This window comes from Mesorhizobium sp. 131-3-5, from assembly GCF_016756575.1.
GTDB classification, from domain to species: Bacteria; Pseudomonadota; Alphaproteobacteria; order Rhizobiales; family Rhizobiaceae; genus Mesorhizobium; species Mesorhizobium jarvisii.
In genome coordinates, this window is the sequence record NZ_AP023254.1 from 5,254,502 (window position 1) to 5,277,184 (window position 22,683).

Annotated in this window: 21 protein-coding genes; 6 read left to right on the forward strand and 15 right to left on the reverse strand. The window is 63.0% G+C overall.

Annotated features, from left to right (window positions below; genetic code table 11):
- Positions 1-39: 39 nt before the first annotated feature.
- The 3 genes from ygfZ to JG747_RS25935 all read left to right on the forward strand — a co-directional run bounded on the left by ygfZ (position 40) and on the right by JG747_RS25935 (position 3,742).
- Positions 40-900: a CAF17-like 4Fe-4S cluster assembly/insertion protein YgfZ gene (gene ygfZ, locus JG747_RS25925; RefSeq protein ID WP_202360333.1), complete on the forward strand. Its 861-nt coding sequence runs from the start codon at positions 40-42 to the stop codon at positions 898-900.
- Complete coding sequence (locus JG747_RS25930; RefSeq protein ID WP_069091777.1) at positions 900-1,535, forward strand: HD family hydrolase; 636 nt, start codon at positions 900-902, stop codon at positions 1,533-1,535. Before ygfZ ends, JG747_RS25930 begins: the two co-directional genes overlap by 1 nt.
- A gap of 65 nt (positions 1,536-1,600) precedes the next feature.
- The gene (locus JG747_RS25935) at positions 1,601-3,742 is read left to right on the forward strand and encodes a putative bifunctional diguanylate cyclase/phosphodiesterase (RefSeq protein WP_202360334.1); all 2,142 of its coding nucleotides are present in this window, start codon (positions 1,601-1,603) and stop codon (positions 3,740-3,742) included.
- A gap of 16 nt (positions 3,743-3,758) precedes the next feature.
- Here the strand turns inward: JG747_RS25935 and JG747_RS25940 are convergent, their stop codons facing one another.
- Positions 3,759-4,649: a fatty acid desaturase family protein gene (locus JG747_RS25940; protein ID WP_038645658.1), complete on the reverse strand. Its 891-nt coding sequence runs from the start codon at positions 4,647-4,649 to the stop codon at positions 3,759-3,761.
- Positions 4,650-4,762: 113 nt separating this feature from the next.
- On the opposite strand from JG747_RS25940, the gene JG747_RS25945 reads away from it, so the two are divergent.
- Positions 4,763-5,680 carry a LysR substrate-binding domain-containing protein gene (locus JG747_RS25945; RefSeq protein ID WP_027046664.1) on the forward strand — a complete coding sequence of 306 codons (918 nt, stop codon included), beginning with the start codon at positions 4,763-4,765 and terminating at the stop codon, positions 5,678-5,680.
- Between the two features lie 18 nt (positions 5,681-5,698).
- Here JG747_RS25945 and JG747_RS25950 read toward each other — a convergent pair whose 3' ends face one another.
- From JG747_RS25950 to JG747_RS25985, 8 genes are all read right to left on the reverse strand, one after another.
- On the reverse strand, positions 5,699-5,971 hold the full coding sequence (locus JG747_RS25950; RefSeq protein WP_019857211.1) for a DUF3303 domain-containing protein: 273 nt from the start codon (positions 5,969-5,971) through the stop codon (positions 5,699-5,701).
- A 21-nt stretch (positions 5,972-5,992) separates the two neighbouring features.
- Entirely contained in the window at positions 5,993-7,456 is a 1,464-nt protein-coding gene (locus tag JG747_RS25955; protein ID WP_019857210.1) for a RimK family alpha-L-glutamate ligase, read from the reverse strand.
- Entirely contained in the window at positions 7,453-8,559 is a 1,107-nt protein-coding gene (locus JG747_RS25960) for a peptidase C39 family protein (RefSeq protein ID WP_038645656.1), read from the reverse strand. The genes JG747_RS25955 and JG747_RS25960 overlap by 4 nt, the downstream gene beginning before the upstream one ends.
- Positions 8,560-8,766: 207 nt before the next feature.
- Positions 8,767-9,558: an anti-sigma factor family protein gene (locus tag JG747_RS25965; protein ID WP_202360335.1), complete on the reverse strand. Its 792-nt coding sequence runs from the start codon at positions 9,556-9,558 to the stop codon at positions 8,767-8,769.
- Entirely contained in the window at positions 9,555-10,073 is a 519-nt protein-coding gene (locus JG747_RS25970; RefSeq protein WP_027046662.1) for an RNA polymerase sigma factor, read from the reverse strand. The genes JG747_RS25965 and JG747_RS25970 overlap by 4 nt, the downstream gene beginning before the upstream one ends.
- Before the next feature lie 161 nt (positions 10,074-10,234).
- A complete protein-coding gene (locus JG747_RS25975) occupies positions 10,235-12,988 on the reverse strand; it encodes a DUF2339 domain-containing protein (protein WP_202360336.1) in 2,754 nt (917 codons plus the stop codon).
- Positions 12,989-13,172: 184 nt separating this feature from the next.
- Positions 13,173-13,934: a DNA repair protein RecO gene (recO, locus tag JG747_RS25980; protein ID WP_019857205.1), complete on the reverse strand. Its 762-nt coding sequence runs from the start codon at positions 13,932-13,934 to the stop codon at positions 13,173-13,175.
- A 133-nt stretch (positions 13,935-14,067) separates the two neighbouring features.
- Positions 14,068-15,219: a porin gene (locus JG747_RS25985; protein ID WP_069091772.1), complete on the reverse strand. Its 1,152-nt coding sequence runs from the start codon at positions 15,217-15,219 to the stop codon at positions 14,068-14,070.
- Positions 15,220-15,934: 715 nt separating this feature from the next.
- Here JG747_RS25985 and JG747_RS25990 point away from each other — a divergent pair.
- A complete protein-coding gene (locus JG747_RS25990; RefSeq protein ID WP_038645647.1) occupies positions 15,935-16,738 on the forward strand; it encodes a CPBP family intramembrane glutamic endopeptidase in 804 nt (267 codons plus the stop codon).
- Positions 16,739-16,869: 131 nt separating this feature from the next.
- Complete coding sequence (locus tag JG747_RS25995; RefSeq protein WP_069091771.1) at positions 16,870-18,375, forward strand: winged helix-turn-helix domain-containing protein; 1,506 nt, start codon at positions 16,870-16,872, stop codon at positions 18,373-18,375.
- Positions 18,376-18,559: 184 nt separating this feature from the next.
- Here the strand turns inward: JG747_RS25995 and era are convergent, their stop codons facing one another.
- The 6 genes from era to JG747_RS26025 form a co-directional block, all read right to left on the reverse strand.
- Entirely contained in the window at positions 18,560-19,492 is a 933-nt protein-coding gene (gene era / locus JG747_RS26000) for a GTPase Era (protein WP_010915105.1), read from the reverse strand.
- Positions 19,477-20,190 (reverse strand): ribonuclease III, encoded by a 714-nt coding sequence (gene rnc / locus JG747_RS26005; RefSeq protein ID WP_019857200.1) that lies wholly within the window; start codon positions 20,188-20,190, stop codon positions 19,477-19,479. Before rnc ends, era begins: the two co-directional genes overlap by 16 nt.
- Positions 20,191-20,194: 4 nt before the next feature.
- Positions 20,195-20,944, reverse strand: coding sequence for a signal peptidase I (gene lepB, locus JG747_RS26010; RefSeq protein WP_010915103.1), 750 nt, complete (start codon positions 20,942-20,944; stop codon positions 20,195-20,197).
- 78 nt (positions 20,945-21,022) lie between these two features.
- On the reverse strand, positions 21,023-21,436 hold the full coding sequence (acpS, locus tag JG747_RS26015) for a holo-ACP synthase (protein ID WP_064985015.1): 414 nt from the start codon (positions 21,434-21,436) through the stop codon (positions 21,023-21,025).
- Positions 21,433-22,032: a DUF2062 domain-containing protein gene (locus JG747_RS26020; protein WP_019857197.1), complete on the reverse strand. Its 600-nt coding sequence runs from the start codon at positions 22,030-22,032 to the stop codon at positions 21,433-21,435. The genes acpS and JG747_RS26020 overlap by 4 nt, the downstream gene beginning before the upstream one ends.
- 263 nt (positions 22,033-22,295) lie before the next feature.
- Positions 22,296-22,676 (reverse strand): VOC family protein, encoded by a 381-nt coding sequence (locus JG747_RS26025; RefSeq protein ID WP_019857196.1) that lies wholly within the window; start codon positions 22,674-22,676, stop codon positions 22,296-22,298.
- Positions 22,677-22,683: the final 7 nt, after the last annotated feature.

The following is a 22,683-nucleotide window of genomic DNA, read 5'->3' on the forward strand; positions in this document are numbered from 1 at the left end:
TGGCCAACCGTTTTGCAAGATCAGGCTTTTATCCTCCCCATGCCCTGTGCCCTGCTGAAAGACCGCGCGCTCATCTCCGTCTCCGGCCAGGATGCCGAGCACTTTCTGCAAAACATCCTGACCACCGATCTCGACACGCTTGGCGCCGGCGAAGCCAAGCCGGGCGCGCTGTTGACGCCGCAAGGCAAGATCCTGTTCGACTTCCTGATCTCGCGTGCCGGCGAAACCGCCTTCCGGCTGGAATGCCGGGCCGACATTGCAGATGATTTCGTGCGCCGGCTGATGCTCTACAAGCTTCGCGCCAAGGTCGAGATTGCCAAGTCGGAACAGTCGCTTGTCGCTGTTGCCTGGGGAAAAGAGTCAACCGCCTCAGAAAATGATTCAACCGCGTTTGCCGACAGGCGCTTTGCCAGGGAAAGCGTCACACGCACCTATGCCGGCATTGCGGATGCCGGCGACATCGCCGCATGGAAGGCCTTCCGCATCGCCCACGGCATCGCGGAGAGCGGTGCCGACTATGCGTTGGGCGACGCCTTCCCGCATGACGTGCTTCTCGACGAGACCGGCGGCGTCGGCTTCAGGAAGGGCTGCTATGTCGGCCAGGAAGTGGTCTCGCGCATGCAGCATCGCGGCACCGCCAGGCGACGTGTGCTGATCGTGCAGGCTGGGCTTGCCCTGCCCGCCTCCGGCACCGAACTCACGGTCGAGGGCCGGCCGGTCGGCACGCTCGGCTCGAGCGCCGGCGACATCGGGCTTGCCATTGCCCGCATCGACAGGGTCAAGGCGGCGCTGGACGCCGGCCAGCCGATCATGGCCGGCGATGTTCCGGTGAAGCTCGCCATTCCCGCCTGGGCCACATTCAGTTTTCCGCAGGAAACCGTCAGCGCGGAGGAAGCCTGATGGCGGCGGACCGCACCGGTGCGCCGCCGCGCGCCTGGCAGCGCATGCTGTCAGGCCGCCGGCTCGACCTGCTCGACCCCTCGCCGCTCGACATCGAGATTTCCGACATTGCCCATGGGCTCGCCCGCGTCGCCCGCTGGAACGGCCAGACCAGCGGCGAGCATGCGTTTTCGGTCGCCCAGCATTCGCTGCTGGTCGAAGCCCTGTTCAATGATCTGGTGCCTCAGGCTTCTGCCACCGACCGGCTCGCCGCGCTGCTGCACGATGCGCCTGAATATGTCATCGGCGACATGATCTCGCCGTTCAAGTCGGTGATGGGCGGCAGCTACAAGGACTGCGAATTGCGCCTGCAGCGCGCCATCCATCAGCGCTTTTCGCTGCCTCCCGAACCGGCCGCGGCACTGCGCAGGGACATCAAACGCGCCGACCAGATCGCCGCCTATTTCGAGGCAACGCTGCTGGCCGGCTTCTCGACCGCCGAGGCGACCGAATTCTTCGGCCGTCCGCGCGGTTTCTCCGCCGAGCGCTTCGATTTCACACCACGCTCGGTGACCTGGGCGCAAGATGCCTTCCTGAGGCGGTTTTCGGCGCTTGAGAAGTCGCGGCATCCAGTTGCAACGTCGGCGGTAGGGTAGAGAACGCTAAATTAACCGGAAACGGCAACAGTGTGGTGTTCGATCACGCACCGCAGGCGCGCCTCATGCCCGTCGTGGACGTCAAGGATGGTTCGATCGTCCCGAAACGGGCGCCCGAAGGCGTGGAGCGCTCTCGCCGCATGGAAGACGAGCTGCGCGAACAGAACGAACGCTTTTCAGCCGCTGTCGAGAACATGTCGCACGGGCTGTGCATGTTCGATGCCGACGAACGCATGATCATCTGCAACGGCAACTACCTCAACATCTTCTGCCTCGACGCCAAGCTGGTACGACCAGGCATCCGCTTCATCGACATTCTGCGCCACAGCGTCGACATCGGCATCGCCTCGCAAAGCGCCGACGAGCTCTATGCCATCCGCAAACCCTACATCGACCAGGCGAAACCCTCGACCTACGAAGAGACGCTGTCGGACGGTCGCATCATAAACATCTCGCACCGCCCGCTGGCCGTGGGCGGTTGGGTCTCGATCTACGAGGACATCACCGAACAGCGGCGCGCCGAGCAGGACCTCAAGGAGCAGCATCGCCGTTTCGACGCGGCACTCGCCAACATGTCGCAAGGCCTGCTGATGTACGACGCCGACGGCAGGATGATCGTACGCAACCGGCGTTTTCTGGAGCTCTACAACGTCACCGCGGGGGACTTTCCGCTCGGGACGACGCATCGCGACGCGCTCGAAAAACTGCTGGAACTCGGCATCTACCAGAAGATCGACGTCGACAGCGAAGTCGCCAAGACCGAGGCCTGCCTGGCGGCGGCAAAAATGCACTCGGCCTATCGTTATCTAACCGACGGCAGGACGGTCCTGGTCACGCGCCAGCCGATGAGCGGCGGCGGCTGGGTGGTGACCTTCGACGACGTCACCGAACGTCGACGCACCGAAGAGCGCATGATCCATCTTGCGCATCACGACACGCTGACCGGACTGCCCAACCGCTCGATGTTTCGCGAGCGGCTCGACCAGGCGCTGGAGGATGCGGCGGCACCGCCGTTGGCGATCTTCTCGCTCGATCTCGACCGCTTCAAGGCGATCAACGACACCTGGGGACATCCCGCCGGCGACTGGCTCTTGAAAAGCGTCGCCGAAAGGCTGCAGCGTTGCCTGCGCAATGAGACTGACGTCGTCGCCCGCTTCGGCGGCGACGAGTTCGTCGTCATGCAGTTCAACTCAAGGGGCGTCGCCGATGCTGAAAAACTGGCGAAGCGCATCGCCGAGGCCATCGCAAAACCGTTTCGCGACAAGAGCCGGGATATGCACATCGGCATCAGCCTGGGTATCGCTGTTTTCCCTGAAGATGGCAGGGACGCCGACACGCTGCTGAAAAACGCCGATACGGCGCTCTATCGGGCCAAGAGCGAAGGGAGAAACCTCTATCGCTTCTTCGAGCCCGCGATGGACGCCATAGTGCAGGCCCGGCGGGCTCTCGAGGTCGACCTCGAGGCCGCACAGCCGCGTCAGGAGTTCGATCTCGATTTCCAGCCCATCATGAACATCGCCTCCGGCGAGATCATCGGCGCGGAGGCCTTGATGCGCTGGCATTCCCCGGCGCGCGGCACCGTCGCGCCGGACGCGTTCATTCCCGTCGCCGAAGAGACCGGCCTGATCGTGCCGCTCGGCGAATGGGCGCTGAGGAAGGCCTGCGCGGCGGCGGCCAGCTGGCCGCCCGGCTTGCGCATCGCGGTCAATGTCTCGGCCGTGCAGCTCAAAAGCGGCGGGTTTGCCCGCAGTGTCATCTCGGCGTTGGCCTTTTCAGGTGTGCCGGCCGGACAGCTGGAGCTGGAAATCACAGAAACCGTACTGATGGACGAGAGCAAAACCGTGCTGAAGACGCTGCGCCAATTGCGCGATCTCGGCATCCGCATCGCGCTGGATGATTTCGGCACCGGCTATTCCTCGCTCGGGTATCTCAGGCGTTTCCCGGTCGACAAGATCAAGATCGACCGCTCCTTCATCCGCGACATGAGCAATCGCGACACGGCGGCGATCGTCCGCACCATTATCGGGCTCGGCAACGAGCTTGGCATTGTCGTCACCGCCGAGGGCGTCGAGACCGAGGCGCAACTCGACATGCTGCGCGACAATGGCTGTGAAGAGGCGCAAGGCTATCTGATCGGTATCCCCTCGAAGGCGGCGGACATCCAGCGTCTGTTGAAGGCGCGTGCGCTACGCAGCCAGACCGGCTGATAGCGTAGGCGCAAGGTCAGATCAGCGTTTCCACGTATTTCTCGTGGAAGCTGACATAGCCCGGCTCGACCACCTTCAGATGCCGCTCGATCAGCGCGTGAAACTGCGGCAATTGGTGAAACGGCACGCCCGGATAGGCATGATGCTCGGCATGGAACGGCATGTTCCAGGCCAGCTTGCGCACCACCCAGTTGGTCAGCGTGGTTCGCGTATTCTCCAGCATGTTGGCCACGAACGGACAGCGGCCGTGCTCGGCGAGCAGATAGAGGCGCAGAAAGGGCTGCCCCAGCAGAGCCGGAATGATCCAGACATAGAGAAGCACGGAGAGACGGAAATAGACGGCGAACAGAAGAACGACGGCGTAAAAGGCAATCGTGGCGCGCGCTTCGGCCCGCACCTTGGGTCGGCCTTTCGGCGGCACATAGCTTTCCTGGCTGCCGCCAACCGCATTGGCGTAGAGCGTCTTGAGATGGCCCCACCACAGCGGGATGCCGGAAACATGCACGAGGTACTGCCGCAGCGTTTCCGGCTTGGGAAAGGCGAGCTCCGGATCGTTCTCAGGGTCCTGCGTGAAGCGGTGATGGGCGAAATGGAAATAACGGAACCAGTCGGCCGGCAGCGCCAGCGCCAGGCTGCACACCCGCGCCACGGCATCGTTCAGCCACTGCGTGTCGAAGGCCGTGCGATGAACCGTCTCGTGCAGCAGCGTGAACAGGAAGACGATCAGGATGCCTTGCGGCAGCATCAGCAGCGGCCAGAATGGCACTTTCGCGGCGATCAGCGATCCAATGATCACTATCGCTCCCCAATGGGCGCCGAGCTGAACGAGACCCACAGCATTGGACTTGGCGGTCAGGCGACTACGCTCCTCCGGGGTAAGTGACGCGATGATGTCGCGATGGTCCATCGATTTCGATCCAGGCTGGCGATTTGATAAGACCCACTCTAGTTGGTGAAAAAGCTTTCCAAAAACGACGATTCCTGCGATTTGGATAAGTTCATCTTATCTATATGGCGATCATGGTCACATCTCCATCGCTCAAAGGACTTCAGGCCTTCGAGGCCGCGGCGCGTACGGGCAGTTTTGCTGCGGCGGCGGAAGAGCTTTCGGTCTCGGCGGCCGCCGTCAGCCAGCTTATCCGCACCGTCGAGGAACAGATGGGGCGCAAGCTGTTTCATCGGGTCAACCGCAAGGTTGTGCTCACCGAGGCCGGCGTGGAGATGCTGCCTCGGTTGACCATGGCCTTCCACGAAATCGGCAGTGTCTCGCGCGAATTGGGCGGCGATGCCTTCCGCCCGCGCCTGGTGGTGTCGGTGCCGCCTTCCATGGCGATGGGCTGGCTTTCGCAGCGTCTGTCGGGCTTCGTCGCAAGCCACGGCGCCGCCGACATCTCGCTGCGCGGCGACGACGACCCGGTGCCGTTCGACCGCGAACTGATCGACATCAGGCTCTCCTACGGTCCGCATTATCGCGAGCACCCGACCGAGGACATCACCCGGGACGCCGTCTATCCGGTCTGCGCACCGAGGCTTGCCAGCGCGATCAAGGCGGACGCCGGTCCGCTCGCCGGGCTGTCGCTGATCCACACCGACTGGGGACCAACCGGCGCCTCGTTTCCGTCCTGGCGCAACTGGTTCGAGGCTGAAGGTGTCCAACCTGGCCGGGCGGCGCAGCGGGGCCTGTCGGCCAACTCGTCGCGCGCCGCCCTCGACCTCGCCATTTCGGGGCTGGGTGTGGCACTGGCGCAAGGGGTCTATTGTGCCGAGGCGGTGGAGGACGGCAGGCTGGTTCGGCCCGCCGCCAGGGCGATCGCACTGCGCCAGCCCTATTGCCTGACCATTCCCGAGCGCAGCGCCAGGCGCGATGTCGTGGCGGCATTCCGCGATTGGCTGATCGAGGAATGCCGTCGCGCCGTGGGCTCGCCGGCGCTGCGTTGACCCGTCGGGCTCGCGTGGTCACAGGTGCCCGCTCAAGGCCGCCACCATTTCCTTGCTCGTCGCCACCGGAATGATCTCGAACTCGACCAGATCGGCCCATTCGATCACCCAGCGTTGCAGCAGCGTGACGTCGTCCGTCTCCACCAGCAGGAAGCAGCGGCTCATGTCCGCGGCGATCCAGCTGTGGTGAACGACAAGCTCCTCCGGCTTCAGGCGGCCCCGATCGCGGAAACGGCGGTAGATATCCTTGCGGTCGCAGCCGGTGAAATCCTCGATCACGATGAACTGCATGTTTTCCCCTTGGTGGACTTGTTACCGCCCCGGCCGGTCGAGCCGCTCCAGGAACCACTGCGTCAGCCGCACCCAGACCTCGTCCTTTTCGCCGGAATCCTCCCAGCCATGGTCGAGATTGGGGTTGTCGTTGACCTCGATGACGAAGACGCCGTCCTTGGTCTCCTTGAGGTCGACGCCATAGAGGCCGTCGCCGATGCAGCGCGCCGCCTTGACCGCCGTCTCGACGACATGGGCCGGCGTCTCCTTCAGCGTGAAGGTCTTGATGCCACCTTGGTCGGGCTTGCCATTGGCCTTGTGGTTGACGATCTGCCAGTGCTTCTTGGCCATCAGATAGTGCACGGCAAACAGCGGCTGGCCGCCGAGCACGCCGACGCGCCAGTCATATTCGGTCGGAATGAATTTCTGCGCGATGAGGAGGTCGGAATCCTCCAGCCACTCGGTCGCAAGCCGTGTCAGTTCCTCAAGATTCTCGCATTTCTTGACGCCGCGCGAGAAGGACGAATCCGGGATCTTCAGCACGAGCGGGAAGCCCAGCGTCTGCGCGGCCAGTTCGAAGTCGGAGGTGCCGGCGATCATCACGGTCGGCGGCACCGGCACCTTGTTGTAGGCCATCAGCTCGTTGAGATAGACCTTGTTGGTGCAACGGATCATCGACAGCGGATCGTCGATGACGGGCATGCCTTCCTGCTGGGCGCGGCGGGCGAAACGATAGGTGTGGTTGGAGATCGAAGTGGTCTCGCGGATGAACAGAGCATCGTAGTTCGCGAGCTTGGCAAGATCCTTCCTGGTGATAGGCTCGATTTCGACGCCCATCTTTTCGGCGATCTTGGCCCAGTAGCGCAGCGACGAGATTTCCGACGGCGGCAGTTCCTCGTGCGGATCGACCAGCGTGGCGAAGGTGTAGCGCGCCGGCGTGCGCCCCTTGGTGTCGCGCCATTCACGGTTGGTGTAGGTCTCCAGGCACTGGATGAAGCTTTTTTCCTCGTCCTCGGTCATACGCGCCAACGGATGGAAGCCGATCTTGCGGATCGAAGCCCATTCGGCGCTGTCCTTGATGTGAACCTCGAGCGCCGGCGCCCGGAACCAGTCGAACAACAGCTTGGCGAAGCGGTCCCAGACTTTCGACGGGCCGATGCCGAAAAAGATGCACACCTTGGCTGGAAAGGCGCCGCCGAGATCCTTGCGGCATTTGTTGAGCGCCAGTTCCAGTTCCGGCAGCGCATGTTCGTAGAGCTTGCGTTCGGACAGGTCGATCATCGTCTCAACGGTCGGAATGACCTTGTGGCCGCGCGAACTCGCCAGCAGCGAGGCATAGTAGCCGCGGCTCTGGTAGCCGTAATTGTTGGACAGGTTGATGACCTTCGGCCGCTGGCCGCGGAACAGCGACGGATGCGCGAGATAGTCGCGATTGGTGATGATCTTATGCGGTGTCGCCACCTGGTCGAGATCGCTCTGCCGGCCGGTAAGGATGACCCAGGTCATTGTGTGTCGCGCTTCCCCAGAGTGATGGCGGCACGCAGTCCGTCGCGGCCGAACTGCGCCATATTCATGAAGATGCCGTAGGGCACGGGAATGTTGGCGGCATCAAGGATGGTTTCCTGCCTTTCGTCCTCGACCCAGGGATCGTGGATAAGAATATGATCGCCATCGTCGCCGATGGCCAGCACCCAGTGCGGCACCTTCTTGCCGAACATCAGGAAACCGCTGATCAGCACCAGAACCAGTTTTCCCTCTGATATCGCGGTTCTGATGTCATCGATGGTGAAGGAGCGGTAATTCACCGGGATGCCGTAAAGTTCCGCGCGGCGGCGAAAGTCGACCTGGGCCAGTTCCATCACGCGGCGCTTGTCCTCGCTGCGCACCGATTGCAGAAACAGCGCGCCGTAGAAGGAAACAAAGATCTCCGCCGCGAGCCCGCTTTCATAACCCGAGACAGCCAGGCCGAATGGTTCGCAGCCGCCCGGCCCCGACATCATGAAGACGGTCGTGGCCTCGCGCCAGAGGCGGATTTCCATCACCGGATCGGGCACGAAGTCGCGGTCGAAATTGGCCATGGCCATCATCAGGCAGCATGGGCCGCAGGTGAACTCGCAGGTCTGCTGGTAGAACGGCACCCTTGTGGCGACCGGAAGGTCGCCGCGCAGGGTTTTCTCATAACGAAGCGCGGTCGCGCCGTCCTCGTAATAGCCAGGCTCGCGGCCAATCTTGCGGTAGCCGGCCCGCTCGTAGATGCGGATGGCGCGGTCGTTGTCCTCGCGCACTTCGAGACGCAGCATCATGCGATCGTGCCCGAAGGCCGCCTCCTCCGCCGCAGTCAAAAGCTGGCGCCCGATGCCAAGCGCGCCGAAAAATGGACCGACGGCTATGGAATAGAGCCGCGCCACCCCACTGCCCTTGCGGAACAGCACGATCGCGTAGCCGGCGACGCGGCCGTCGAGTTCGGCGACCAGCGTCTCAGCGGTCTCGCGCTCGATGAAAAGGCGAAAGGAGCGACGGGAAATGCGATCGCTCGAAAAAACGGCTTTCTCGATGGCGGCGAGATCATCGACGTCAGACGCGCGGGCCGTACGGATCTCGGCAGGCATGCGACTTGAGAAAACCTCGATTGCGTTGCGGAAACGGCCCCGATCAAAAGCGTCGCAAACACCGGCCGAAGCGCCAGTATTCATCAAGCGCTATCGCTCCTTGATTAGGGCCGAATTGTGACAGTTTCGGCGGCGGCAAGGAAGCTCGCGGGCTTTGAGCAGGATCGCTGTTTGATAGGCCACCGGCTGCGAACAATCGCGGCCAACTCAGCTTGCGAGACCCGCCAGAAGCTGGCCATAGGCATTCTTGGCCACGACCGCCAATTGCTCGCGCGGCAGCGAGCCGACGACGGCGCAGCCATAGCCCTTGTCCAGCCAGTAGACGGCCTGAGGGCCGTCCTGCGCCGAAGCATAGGTGCCCTTGGCATTCTCCACCGATTCCGCGGTGACGAAGAGGGATATGCGCTCGCCCTTGTCGTCCTCGTAGAGCAGCATCGCGGCCTTGCTGTCGCCGGCCGGCAGCAAGCGGCCGCCAACCAGTTGGAAGCCGTTCGCGGTCAGGTCCGGCGCCACCAGCTTCAGCCCGACACGGTTGGACAGCCAGGTCTGCAAATGATCCTTGTCGCTGGCCGGCACTTCCACGGCATGCCGCTTCTCGGCGGCGTAGATGACATGGGCGGCAATCGCCTGTTCGGCGAGCCGATCTTCCGCCGGGTCCTCCTGTCCGATGCCGTCCATGCCGGCAAAGTAGCCGCCAAATCCACCCGTGGCCAAAAGCACCGCCGCGGCAGCGGCAAGCCACCAGCGCGAGCGCGGCACCGCAGTCTTAACCGGCGCTTCGCCGAGCACCACCTTGCGCAAGCGCGCGGGAACAGGTTCATCCAGCACGCCGGCAAAGGCTGAGCGCAACGCCTCCCGGTCGGCTGTGAAGCGGGCGCTCCTGGCCCTCATCTCGGGATTGGCGTCGAGCCAGGCATCATAGGCGGCGCGCTCGTCGGCCGGCAGTTCGCCGTCGAGCGCCATATGGATGTCACGTTCTGAAAAATCGCGGCGGATCATTTCTCGACGATCCTTATCGCGCGGCGACGCGCCGTGTCATCCAGCAAGCCGCGCAGCTCCTCACGCCCGCGCGCAATGCGCGACATCAGCGTGCCGGCGGGCACGCCCAGCATGTTGGCGGCCTCGGCATAGGAGAAGCCTTCGATGGCGACCATGACAAGAGCCGCACGGCGATCGGGGCTTATTGCCTGCAGCGCGTTGAAGATCTCACGCGAGGCGATGCCGTCCAACTGCTCTGCCGGCTGGGCTACCGCCTCGCCCGCTTCCAGGGGCAGCATCGCCGCTTCGCCGCGACGGTTCACCTTGCGCATCTGGTCGATGAACAAATGATGCATGATCGTAAACAGCCACCTCCTGGGGCTTTCTCCCGTCTGCCAGTTGTCGAGCCGCACGAGTGCTCGCTCGAGGCAATCCTGGACGAGGTCGTCGGCAGAATCCCGGTCGCGCAATAGCGAGCGTGCGTAGCGGCGCAGGCGCGGTATTTCGCCAAGGATTGCTGCCTTCTTTTCGTCCATGACCGCTGGTTCTGAAATCGCCCTTGTTGATCCCGATTCAACGCGCCTTCCCGGCGCGACGCAAGCGGCCAGCGCGAAGCGGTCCACCGCCCCGGTCACCCAAGCAATGAGACAACGCTGGCGGGAGCCGGTTTATTCCCGGCTTGATTGAACGCCTGCCGTCATTGTTCGAGGACCGGTATCTCCTCCCTCGCCGCCCTGGTCAAAAGCCGCTGGTAGAACAGGCCAATGCCGATCAGCACGGCGCCGAGACCGATGAAGGACAGCGCCCTGAGTACGCCCTCCAGCTCCGACATGTCGAAGAGGAAGACCTTCAGCACGGCGATTGCGATCAACGCGGCCGAGGCAATGCGCAGCACCTGCGACTTCAGCCAGACGCCGGCGGTGAGCAGCGCCACGCCGATCACCAGCCAGAGCGCCGAATAGGTGTAGGTTTCCAACTGGCCGAGCCCGCTCCACAGGCCGATGAACTCACCCTTGAACAGCCGCCTGACCGACAGGGTGGCATAGGCAAAGGCAAGCAGCGCCGCGACCAGCGCCAGCATTGCCGAATACCATTTTGGCCGCTTGCCCCTGACATAGAGCGCCAGTCCGCCGGCGGCGACGGCCGGCAGGAGATAGGCAAGGAACAACAGGTTGAAGACCGGGATCCGGCCGGTCGATTCGTCCGTAAACAGCGGATTGAGCACCACGAAGTGCCGGATGACGATCAGGGCGACCGAAACCACGCCCGCTGCCATCGAACCATAGCGCAGCACCGAACTTGGCGAGCGCATGTCGATGGCGACCAGGATGGCGCCGGCGCCGATGGCAATCAGCGTGTAGATCGCCTGTTCGGCGAGCGTCATCGGACCCGTGTCGATGACACCGCCATGCATGGCGTGACGCACCAGCATGGCGACGGCAAGCAGCGCAAACAGCGCCGCCGCGGCTTCCATGACGAGGCGCGGCCGGCCATTGGTGGTGCGGGCGAGTTGCCAGGCGGCGAAGCCAAAGGCGAGCGCCGGGACGCCATAGCCCGGCAGCAGCCAGTTGAACACCGGTGTCGTCGACAGGAACTCGGCGCCGACGATGGTCGGATCGAAGGCGACGCGGCCAAGCACGGCGATCACCGCGCCAACCGAAATCCAGCCTAGCACCGGGTAGGAGCGCCAACGCGTGGCCAGCGCCGGCACTATGACTGCTGCACCAAGCAGAATGGTGGTCCAGCCGGAACTGAAAGCCATGTGCAGCATCAAGAGGCCGGCGATCGCCGCGCCTCCGAGGGCAAACGACACCGCTATGCCGCCCTTGAGCGGCGGCTCTTCGGCGCGCGCGATCCACTCGCCACCGGCGGCGAAAACCACGACCAGCAGTGCTCCGGCGGCGGCGTAGACAAAGTCGCGGTCGAGATTGCCGAAGGTGAACCAGAGCGCCAGCAGGATGACCAACGGCACGATGACACCCGATGCCGCCCATGAGGCGGATCGAAGCGAGGAAGATGCCGCGAATTTGCGGGCGGCCCAAAGGCCCGCGCCGATGAAGACCAGGCCGAGCGCAATGCCGATGCGCAAGGTCAGGGCATTGGACGTCGCCACGGGCAAACCATCGACACCGAGTGCGCCGGCCGAAAAGTCGGACACGATCGAGGTTGGCGGGATGATGCCGAGATAGATCATGACCGTCGCCAGTCCGGCGGCGTAAATCAGCGGTAGCGCCAGCGGGCGATAAAGCGCGACGGCCACCATCGCCGCGAGGATCGCGGCGCCCGGCAAGGCATAGCCGGCCGCGGCGAAGGCTGGGTCGACCGACAGGCCCAGCGCCGAGAAGGCAACGAACAGGGCAGGCACGATGGACGGCCAGTCGAAGGCCCTGGCGGCGACGATTTCATCACGGCGACCGAGCCAGACAAAAGCGAGGACGGCCAGGGTGACGGCGTCGATGAACAGGATGGAGGAGAGGTTCGCAGCCGGCGCGTCGGTCATATAGAGAATGGTCCAGATGCCGGTGCCGAAAAAGGCCGCCGCCACCAGCGCTTTCCAGTCGCGCATGCGGGCGATGACGCTGGTGGCGGCGAGCACGATGGCGAGGTAGCCGAACAACGCCCAGGGGTTGGGCGCCTGGGAGGCGATCAGCATCGGCGTCACCATGGCGCCGACAAGACCGATGCCGGCCAGGGCCAGGCCATGGACCAGGGCAGCCGCGATCGTCGCCACACCGATGGCCCCAAGCAGCGTGAAGGCAAGCGCCGGGCCAATGAAGCCGTAAATGCCATGGGCGGCATAGACAGTGCCGAACAGGATGAAGGCACCGGCCGCCGTCAGGATCGCCGGAACATAGGCGCCGGCAACGCCTTGCACCGGCACCTTGAAGCCGGTGCGGCGTATGAACTCGCCGCCGGCAACCAGCACCAGCCCAAGCACCGCCGCCATGGTGAGCCGCACGCCGGGGCCGAAAATGCCAGCCTCGATTGTGTAGCGGATCAGGAACAGGCCACCCAGTGCCAGCGCGATGCCGCCGACCCAGACCGCCCAGCGCGTGCCGAGTGCCGTCTCGATATCCGGCTTGCCGGGGGCCTTGGAGGCTGCAACCGGCTCGACAGGTTCTGCTGCCTTCGGAGCCTCGCTCGTGGACCAGGGGCCGGACACAGCCTCGCCAGCCGGAGCTTCCGTTTCTGTAGCCGGCGCCTGTACGACCGGTTCACTCACCGCCGGCGAGGCAATATCGGCCGTGGCCGCGACCACCGGCGCCGCTTCGGCCTTGCCATCGGCCGCCATCTGTTCTGCCGGCTTGGCCACCGGCGGCACGGCGCCTGAAAGGACGAGACTGCGCAGCGCGCCAAGTTCGCGTTCGATCAGACCGATGCGGCTCTGCTGACGCGAAATAATGACGAACAAGGCGATGATGGCGACAAGCCCGATCAGGCTTTCAAACATGGCGGTTCCCCCAAACCAGGCCAGTTTTCACTGACGTTTCATCTCACTGACATCCAAATACGGCGGCTAAACGGCTGAAAAACTCAACGCGCCGCCAGATTGGCGGCTGGAACATGTCTCGGTACCGAAAGCCAAGAGCTTGCCGCCGAGCGACGAATCCGACCCCGATAAAGTTCGACCTCCATCATGCGGCATTGTCTCCGGCAATGGCCTTGCGCGTCGCATGATGCTTGCGCAAGGCGGCGAGAAAGCCGGCGCGGGCATCGGGCTGTTCGATACCGCGCGGCTCATAGACGTGGCGCGTGAAGAAAAACCCGGTGAGCCGGAAGGCGTCCTCGATCGCGGCTGGATCTCCGCGCAGGCCGGAGCCGCGTTGCAGAAAGGCGGGCAGCGCCAGCATCTTGTCGCGCCATGGCGCGCCAGCTTCGCGCGACACCGCGCGGCCCGACTTCGGCGAGACATAGGCCAGATCCTGCCTTGTGCCGGTGGCGGCGCATTGGCTGAGGTCGAGGCCGAAGCCAAGTTCGTCAAGGATCAGAAGTTCGAAGCGCGCCACCAGTTCGCCGGCAGCATCGGGATCGTCGAGATGGACGATCATCACGGAAAGCGCCTCGTAAAGGCCGCCATGGGCGTCACGCTCGGGCAAGAGACGCAGATGCGCGGCCATGGTCTGCAGGCCGTAGACGGCAACGGCGCTGTCCATCAGCCTGGCAGCGTTCATCTCGATCGCCTCGGCCTGGAACGTGCCGAGATGCTCGTCAAGGCGCGCCCGCCATAAGAGATCGACGCGATTGCCGGGCTGGAGAACAGGTTGCTGCTTGCGCGAGCGACCGCCGCGCACGAGGCCGAGATGGCGGCCATGCACACGGGTCATCACCTCGAGTATGGCGCTGGTTTCGCCATGCTTGCGAGTGCCGAGAATGATTCCCTCGTCGCGCCATTCCATGCCCAGAGCTTTTCACCGATCGGGTGGCGAAATCAAGGTATGGGCTTGGCGCCTGGGCCGGCTCTCGCACCCACGCATAAAAAACCGCCCGCAGCGATACGCTCCGGGCGGCCTGGTAAGGTCAGTCGATCGGTTAGAACGAGCGCTGGAAGCGAACGATGCCGCCGACGCTGTCCTTCTTGTTGGCCTTGCTCCAGTTGCCGTAGAGGGACGGGTTGCCATAGTTGCCGTAGTGATCCCAGTCGACTTCGGTCGTGATCGTGAAGCCGGGGACGATGGTGTAAGCGACGTTCGCCGCAAGAGCGTAGTTCTTGTCGTCGTCAGCCGAAACCTGGACGTTGAACGCGGTCTTGTCGTTGAACTTGTAGGTGCCGCCACCCCAGACGGCCCAGTTGCCGCCCCACGGCTTGTACTGGCCACGGCCCTTGGAGAAGTCGCGGAGATTATCGTCAGTGCCATAGCCGCCCATGACGAAAAGGGCCAGTTCCTTGGTGACGTTGACATCCAAGCGAACCTTGCCGGCCACTTCCTCGTAGTTGCTGTCATAGGCGACGACACCGGTGATCGCACCCCAGTCACCCTTGTACTTCAAGCCACCGACGACATGCGGAACGTAGCTGTCGATCGTGTCGCTGATGCCCGAAGCATCGGTGCCTTCTTCGAGCGAGACGACGCCCGAGAAGCCGCTGCCGGCGTCAAAATAGTAGCTGATAAGGTTGGTGTCCTTGATACCATACGGGATGATGGTGTCCTGGATGACATTGCCGGCGTAGCCGATGAACGAGTCATACGTCGTCTCGTCCTTACCGACGCGCAGGCCGCCGAGCTGGATCCAGGCGAAGTTCAGCGTTACCGCCTTGTTAACAGCCTGCCAGTCGGTGGCGCCGCCAGTATAGTCACCAGACTTGTTGCCGAACTGGAAGCGGGTCTCGGTGAAGGTCTTCAACGTACCGAGCTCGGTTTCCTGACCGGTGTAGGTCCTCAGCGCGAAGCGCATGTTCTTGTAGTAGGTGTCGTGCCTACCGTCGCCCATGTGATCGGCAACGTTGTTGACACCATCCAGCGTGCCCGAATCGCCGACGCCGATGTCATAGCGGAGATAGCCGCCGATGCGCAGGCAGGTCTCGGTGCCGGGGATGTAGAAGTAGCCGGCGCCGTAGACGTCGCAGATCTTGACGTATTCGGCGGGTTCCGGTTCGGCGACGACGACCGCGTCGGCGGCGCGAGCGCCGGAGACCGCGATCAGGGCCGCGGCTGAGCCGAGAAGGAGGCTCTTGATGTTCATTTTCTGACCTCTCCAGTCATAGTTTAAATGGCTTCGGATTTGTGGCTGGCGGATATGTTTTCCCGCCTCACCTCCACAACGAAAAAGGCGCGCACCGCGTCCCCTTTTCGCGGCGAACATACCCATCAATCTTCCGCCTTCAATGACGGTTTTGAAAATAACGGCGATTCACGGAACAGTTTTATGCCGTGTTGCACAAATAACACTAGCTGCGGCACAATCGGAACAACGTCATAAAATAAATATATATGCCGAAAATTTCTCGGCTAACCATATTCTCGAGGCAATGTATTTTGGCACGTCCGCTGCAGTCGCCAATATAACATCGACTTTTCGAAGATATCCTTATTGCTTTTCGCAGAAATGACCATGGCAATTCATCATCGTTTGAGGGCACGCCAGTGCTGCGACGATGCCGGCGCAGCCGATCGGCTTTGCCGAGGCAAACCAGCATCGCCTGGAATGCTGCCCCATTGATAATCGCGTGACGGAGCAGACTGGACACGGCGCAAACAGGCTCGGCCCGCCATAAAATCGGAAATCTTTCAGAAAGCGCTCGGGATTCTTGGCTGCAAAAGCGCCAAAAATCCTGGGTCGGCCGATGTGGCCAACACGGCCTGCTGAACAATTCGGCTGGGTTGTTTCCAGAGGCATGTCGACCGATCGGGCAGTCCGGCGACCTCTCATAGATCCCTGCCCGCTGAGAGGACCTGCGATGACTTCCTTGTTGAGCCTGGTGCGAAGGCACCAGCTGACTGCCTTCTTTTCATTGACGATTGGCCTCACCTGGCTGGCCTTCATTCCGTTCTACATGTCGAATGGCGACAGCATTCCCTGGTTCACGTTCGGTCCGATGGTCTCAGGCTTTGTCGTCGCGGCTGTCTCCGGCGGCTGGAGTTCGGTCAAGGCCATCCTCAGCGCGATGGTGAGGTGGCGGGTTCGTCCGATATGGTATCTGGTGGCGTTCGGCCTGCCGTTCGGAACGCAGTTGGCCTCGATCCTGATCAATCCGATGCTTGGCGCAGCGGCGCCGGCCTGGAGCAACGTCCCGGCGCTGTCCGAGATGCTGCCGATCATTGCGCTCTACGCTCTCTTCAGCGGCCCGCTCGGCGAAGAGCCGGGGTGGCGCGGTTTTGCAACGCCACGTCTGCTTGCCAGTCAGCCGGCACTCGCCGGCAGCCTGATCCTCGGTGTGATCTGGGCTATCTGGCACTTCCCGCTCGGGCTTGTCGGCGACCTCAGCCTTTACGGCACGATCAACGTCGTCCTGGCGGGCGTGGTGTTCACCTGGCTCTATCAGAACACCGGCAGCGTGCTTCTTGCCATCATCATGCACGTCACGCACCAGAACAGCGTCCGTTTCCTAGGCAAGGTGTTCATCGGCGGTGACTATGTGCAGCAGCAGTGGATCGCCGTGGCGATCTGGGCAATCATCGCGGTGGCCATCGTCGCTTACTACGGCACCGAAAGCTTCGTCCGGCGGCCAAGGACGCAACTCGCCGTGGCTGGCGCGGTCTAGGCTCGTATTGAGCGCGGTGTCCGAAGCCGGGCGCCGCGCCTCTTCGTCGGCCGCTGGACACGTATGGGTCTTGACCCAGCCCGTCAGCCATAGCCCAATGCCGGCATGGCTTCCACGGAGCAGGCCTTTTGATGGCGGTCTTGGCCACCGACCAGATTTTTCAGTTCGGCGGTTTCACGCTCGATCTGGGCAAGGGCACGCTCAGCCGGGCCGACCAGCCGGCCTTTCTGCGGCCGAAGTCCTATGCGTTGCTGACGCACCTGGCCCGCAACATCGGCCGCGTGGTGCCGAAATCAGAACTGATGGACACGGTCTGGCCAGGCGTTTTCGTCACCGAGGATTCGCTGACGCAATCGGTGCGCGAAATCCGTAAGGTACTCGGCGAAGAGTTGGTGCGAACGGTGTCGAAGCGTGGCTACATGCTGGTGGCCGAGACTGAAGCGGTGCGCGAACCTGGCGCACAGCCGATCGTGGCGGTGCTTAGATTCCGCAATGACAGCGCGGATCCGGCCGACGACGCAATCGTCGACGGATTTGCAGAAGACATTATCAACAGCCTCGCCCGCTTCGGCACGGTGACGGTGCTGGCGCGCAACTCAAGCTTTTCGTTTGCGTCCCATTCGCCCGCCGAATGGCCGGCCATCCGCTCGCGCATCGGCGCTGACTATCTTGTCGAGGGCTCGGTGCGGCGGCAGGCGGACCGCATCGTCGCCGCGGTCAATCTTGTCGATGCAGCCAGCGCCACCCAGATCTGGGGCGATCGCTATCAGGCCGAGGCTGCCGGGCTGTTCGCCATCCAGCAGGATATTGTCGAGGAAATCGTCGGCCGGCTGGTGGTGCGGGTCACCAATGCCGGGCTGCAGCGCGCCGCACGACGACCGGTAACCAGCCTGGCCGCCTATGAGCTGGTGCTGCGCGGCGTCGCCTTGCTGCGCGACCCGGCGCAGAGCGACCTGCAAGGAGCGGCAGAGCTGTTCGAGGCCGCGATAGCCAAAGATCCGGGCTATGGCCTCGCCCATACCTATCTGGCGCTGTCGTATGTGCTGAACAGCGAATTCGGACCCACCAGCGATGCCCTGCTGGCGAAGGCCCGCGACCTTGCCGACAAGGGTATTGCGTTGTCCCCCGATCAGGCAACCGCACACCGCATTCAGTCACTGGTGCGGCTCAGCCTGCGCGACCACGAGGCGGCCGAGCATCATTTGCGGATCGCGCTTCAGCTCAATCCAGGCGACGCCGAATGCATCGGGCAGATGGGGCATCTGCTAACCATGCGCGGGCGGGCGCTCGAGGCGCTTGCCTGGCTGGCGCGCGCGATCAGGATCGATCCGCTCAATCCGCACTGGTACCAGTACGATCGATCGCTGGCGCTCTACATGCTGGGTGAGTACAGGCCGGCCGCCGAGGCGCTGGAACTGGCGACGCGGCCGACGCCATGGATCCGAACGCGACTTGCCGCGTGCTATGCGCAGCTCGGCAACATGGAAGCGGCAAGGCGCCAGGCCGCGCTGGTCAACGCCGATGGCTCCGATTTCTCGTCGGTCGAGTATGCGAGGTCTGTCGTTCCGTTCGAAAACAGGGCTGACGCGGAGCATCTCGCCAATGGCGTGTTGCTGGCGCTTGGACAGCCGCGGTAGTCTGATGTTCCTTTCCACTTGCGGGGAACAGGCCCCCGGCGGACCAAAGCCGTGTCAATGGTAAGCTTGCTATCCAAAGGCCGCTAGAGCGTTTCACCGTTTCATGGAAACGGCGAACCACTCTGACTCTTTGTTTTGACGCAATTCCGGACGGAAAACCGCTCACACTTTTCCTGGAATTGCTCTAGTGCGGGAATTCGAGCCCCATCTCGCGGTAACGCTCGGGATCATCGCCCCAGTTCTCGCGCACCTTGACGAACAGGAAGAGGTGCACCTTCTGCTCGAGGATACCTGCGATCTCCATGCGTGCCGCCTGGCCGATGGCGCGGATGGTTTCGCCCTTGTGGCCGAGCACGATCTTCTTCTGGCTGTCGCGCTCGACATAGATGGTTTGGTCGATCCGCACCGAGCCGTCCGGCTTCTCTTCCCATTTCTCGGTTTCGATATGCGAGGAGTAGGGAAGTTCCTGATGCAGCCGCAGATAGAGTTTTTCGCGGGTGATCTCGGCCGCGAGCTGGCGCATCGGCAGGTCGGAAATCTGGTCTTCCGGATAGTACCAGGGGCCGGCCGGCAGAGCCTGCGCCAGATAGTCGAGCAGGTCCTTGCAGCCGGAGCCGGTCAGTGCGGAGACCATGAAGGTGCGCTTGAACGGCACTTTCTCGTTTGCCGCCGCGGACAGGGCCAGAAGCGTCTCGTGCTTCACCCGATCGACCTTGTTGAGGATCAGCGCCATCGGCTGGCGCACATCCTTCAGCCGTTCGAGGATGGCGTCGGCATCACCCCGGATGCCGCGTTCGGCATCGATCAGTAAAAGCACGATATCGGCATCCTTGGCGCCGCCCCAGGCGGTGGTCACCATCGCCGTATCGAGACGCCGCTTGGGCTTGAAGATACCGGGCGTGTCGACGAAGACGATCTGCGCATTGTCATGCGTGGCGATACCGCGCACGATGGCACGCGTCGTCTGCACCTTGTGGGTGACGATCGACACCTTGGCGCCGACCAACTGGTTGACCAGCGTCGACTTGCCGGCATTCGGCGCGCCGATCAGCGCGACGAAGCCGGAATGCGTGGCGGGGGTTTCAGCAGTTTCAATATCGGTCATGCCGCGTTCCATACACCTTCGCGCAACAGAAGGGCAGCTGCGGCTGCCTGCTCCGCTTCACGTTTGGAACGACCGCTGCCGGTCGCCGGCTGAAATGCACCGACCCTGACACTGACGGTGAACAACGGATCGTGGTCCGGCCCCTCGCGGCTGTCGATCTGATAGGCCGGAACGGCACTTGCCGCCTGATGCGCCCATTCCTGCAATTCGGTCTTGGCGTCGCGGCGCGCGGCACCGGAAGCCTGCGAACGCGGGCGCCAGTATTTGTGAATGAAGGCGCGTGCCGCCTCGAGGCCACCGTCGAGATAGAGCACGGCGATCAGCGATTCCAAGGCATCGGCGCGCAGATTGACGCGCTTGCGCCCCTCCAGCCCGCGCACATCCGATCCGGCGCGGATCAGGTCCGGCAGCCCGATATGTTCGGCTATCTCGGAAAGCGCCTCGGCGTTGACCAGCGCATTGAGCCGCAGCGACAATTCGCCTTCCGCCGCATCGGGAAACGCCGCCAGCAACATATCGGCAACGACGAGGCCCAGAACCCGGTCGCCGAGAAACTCGAAACGCTCGTAATCGGTGCCGGCATTGACGCCGCGGGCGCTGGCATGGGTCAGCGCGCGCTGCAGGCGCTGGCGGTCGGCAAAGGCGTGGCCCGTGCGTTCCACCAGCGCTTCGGCGAGCGCATCGGCGGTCAACCGTCTTGTTGCCGCCATGACCCTAGTTGACGAAATGGAACAGGCGCGAAACGCGCATCAGCGACGGCCATTTCCAGATTTCGAGAGGGCTCGCCTTGCCGGCGATCGAGAAGAAGACAAGGTTGGCGCGACCAACCAGGTTCTCAGCCGGAACGTAGCCGACGGTGAACCGGCTGTCGGCGGAATTGTCCCTGTTGTCTCCCATCATGAAATAGTGGCCGGGCGGCACGTCGAATTCGCGCGTGTTGTCGCCGATCGAATTCGGATTGAGGTCGAGCGTGTCGTAGCTGACGCCGTTGGGCAGGGTTTCCCGGTAGACGTCGATCGGCTGAGGCATTTCGGTGATATCGGGATTGTCGATCTGGCCGGTCTTTACGCGCGGCACGCCGACACCGTTGATGAACAACTGGCCATTCTTCATCTGGATCTTGTCGCCGGGCAGGCCGACCACGCGCTTGATGTAGTCGACGGACGGATCCGGCGGGAACTTGAACACCACAACGTCGCCGCGCTTGGGCTCGGAGCCCCAGATGCGGCCCGAGAAGAGGTCAGGCCCGAACGGCAGCGAATAGCGCGAATAGCCGTAGGACCATTTGGTGACGAACAGATAGTCGCCCTCCAGAAGCGTCGGCCGCATCGATCCCGACGGGATCGAAAAGGGCTGGAATAACAGCGTGCGGATGACCAGCGCGAGCAAAAGCGCCTGGACGATGACGCTGACGGTTTCGCCAAGCCCGCCGGATTTCTTCTGGGATTTTTCAGCCACGCTCATGTCGTCCTCGATTGTGCGTTGGATGGTATAGAGTCTCGGCGCGCGCTGGGCAACGTCAATGCCGGTCGTCAGATGCAATCAATGTGGCGCTTGTTCGACGGGCAACGCCTCGATGATCACAAAGGCTTGAGCGAGCGGGAAATCATCGGTGATGGTGAGGTGGATCGCCGCCCTGTGCCCTGGGGGCAGGATTTTTTCGAGCCGGGCCAGCGCGCCGCCGGTCAGCGCCATGGTCGGCGCGCCGCTGGGCAGGTTGACGACACCCATGTCGCGCCAGAACACGCCTTGCGCCATGCCCGTACCCAGTGCCTTGGCGCAGGCCTCCTTAGCGGCGAAGCGCTTGGCGTAGGAGGCAGCGCGGGCTCGTCGGTTTTCCGAACGCGCCTGTTCGACCTCGGTGTAGATCCTCTGGACGAAGCGCTGGCCGTGATGTTCCAGCGATTTCTCGATGCGCCTGATATCGATCAGATCACTGCCTACACCGATGATCATCGCGTAGCGGAACCAATGCTTGCTCCAGGATGAGGCGGTTGCTGGCGGCGGCTTGCGCGCTCGGCCAGCCGCTTGCGCCTCTGCTCGCGAAAGACATTCATGCCCCAGCGCGTGACGCCGTAGAACAGGAGGCCAAACACCAGCCCGAGCGGCACCGCGCCGATCAGCATGGGTTCCAGCACGGGATGCCACAGTTTCGCGAAAGAAAGCGTGTGCAGCATCTCGCCCAGATGCGCCGGCGGACCATGTGCCGGCAGGCGATCGTGCAGGATGAGCTTGCCGGTTTCCCAGGACGCGCCCCACAGAATGGGAAAAGTCAGCGGATTGCCGAAGAAAACAGCGCCCAGTGCCGCCGCCACCAGATTGCCGGCGATCACCCAACACAGAACGGCGGCAATGATGAAATGGAAGCCCACGGGAAAGAATGAAGCGAAGACACCAGCCGCCACACCGGCTGCCACCGCGTGCGGCGTGGCCTTCAGCCGCAGGATGCGCTTGGAGAAATACTGCAGCGAGCGCGAGAACGAGCGGCGCGGCCACAGATAGGTGCGCACCCGCTCCAAAAGACCATCAGGCTTGCGGCGACGAAAAAGCACTCTCTTCCTATTCCCGATACGTTACAGCTTGCGTTCCGGCTGTCTTCAGCCGGACTTCAACCGCCACATCTTGCGCTTTACGGTCACCCGAAGGCAATCGCGACTTTGATATAGCGATCCGCAACCCCGACAACAACCGAAGGCTACCTGTGCAGCGGCCGCGCCACCATAATCTTTGGTAAGGTTCACGTCTCCAACACCTGACAATCGCGGCGAATTTGAGAATGGCTTCGGCCTATTGTCGCAGCCGGATGTCTGAGACACTACCGCAAGTACTGGCTGACTTCGACAAGATTGCCGTCCGGATCGCGGAAATAGACAGACATCATCGGACCGCGCGCCCCGATGCGTTCGACCGGCCCCAGTTCGAGCACGACGCCATTGGCTTCGAGACGGGCGCGGATTTCGTCGAGCGGCCGTTCGGTGATCAGGCAGAAATCGCCTGACCCTGGCGTCGGCGCCTTCGCCTTCGGCTCGAAAGTGCGGCTGATCTCGTGGACATTGATCTTCTGGCCGCCAAAAGCCAGCGCTGTCGGCCGGCCCGGCGTGTCGATGCGCTCGAAACCCAGCACGCGCTGGTAAAAGGCGCAGGTCGCTTCGAGCGACGCCACTGTCAGCACGAAATGGTCGATCCCGACGATCATTTCGAAT